The following is an 822-nucleotide window of genomic DNA, read 5'->3' on the forward strand; positions in this document are numbered from 1 at the left end:
AGGCCGGCCAGCGCGCCCAATTGATACAGCATGTCCTGGTACACCCGCTCCGGCGCGCGCGCCAGCGGCCGGCGGCCGAAGTTTTCCCGGTCGGGAAAACCGGGGTGCGCGCCCGCCGCCACTCCGCGCAGCGCCGCCGCCTGCAGCGCCAACCACATTGTCTCGGCATCACCGGCATGCCAGCCGCAGGCGATGTTCACCGAACTGACATAGTCCATGATCGCGGCGTCGTCGCCGCAGCCTTCGCCGATATCGGCGTTCAGATCGATCTGCATGCCTGGCTCCAATCCTGTGCCTGCAATAATTGGCGCTGACGCAAACGCGCCGCCGTCGCCTGCTGCGCATCCACCATCACAAAGTGTAGCCTGACGCCTGGACGCGCCTGCGCCAACTTCCACAGATCCGCTTCGATCACGCAGGCGATGCGTGGATAGCCGCCAGTGGTCTGCGCGTCGGCCAGCAATACGATGGGCTGGCCGCCAGGCGGCACTTGCACCACGCCGGGCAACACCGCGTGCGACAAGGACTCGCCGCCGGAGGCCCGCGCCAGCTCCTCTCCCAGCAAGCGGTAGCCCATGCGATTGCTTTGCGGCGACACCGTCCATTGCTGGCGGCAAAACGCCTGCCGTGTCGCCGGAGTGAACGCATGCCAATCCGGGCCCGGCAGGCAGCGCAACTCCGGCGACCAGCCCAGGCCACGGCGGCCCAGCCGACCGGACAGCGGCGCGGCCGCTCCCAGGGGCAAGCGGTCGCCGCCTCGCAACGCCCGCCCCTGCCAGCCGCCCAGCCCGGCTTGCAGATCCGTGGCGCGCGCGCCCAGCG

2 protein-coding genes are annotated in these 822 nt (G+C 70.0%); both read right to left on the reverse strand.

The genetic code is table 11. The features are described from left to right. Positions 1-275 (reverse strand): LamB/YcsF family protein (locus LQT98_RS23775; RefSeq protein ID WP_231465725.1); only part of this gene is annotated, 275 nt, incomplete at its 3' end. Beyond that, positions 260-822: 5-oxoprolinase subunit C family protein (locus tag LQT98_RS23780; protein ID WP_407928970.1), on the reverse strand; the 563-nt coding region annotated here is incomplete at its 5' end. The genes LQT98_RS23775 and LQT98_RS23780, both read right to left, overlap by 16 nt.

The sequence above is a fragment of the Chromobacterium aquaticum genome, assembly GCF_021129195.1.
Taxonomy (GTDB): domain Bacteria; phylum Pseudomonadota; class Gammaproteobacteria; order Burkholderiales; family Chromobacteriaceae; genus Chromobacterium; species Chromobacterium aquaticum.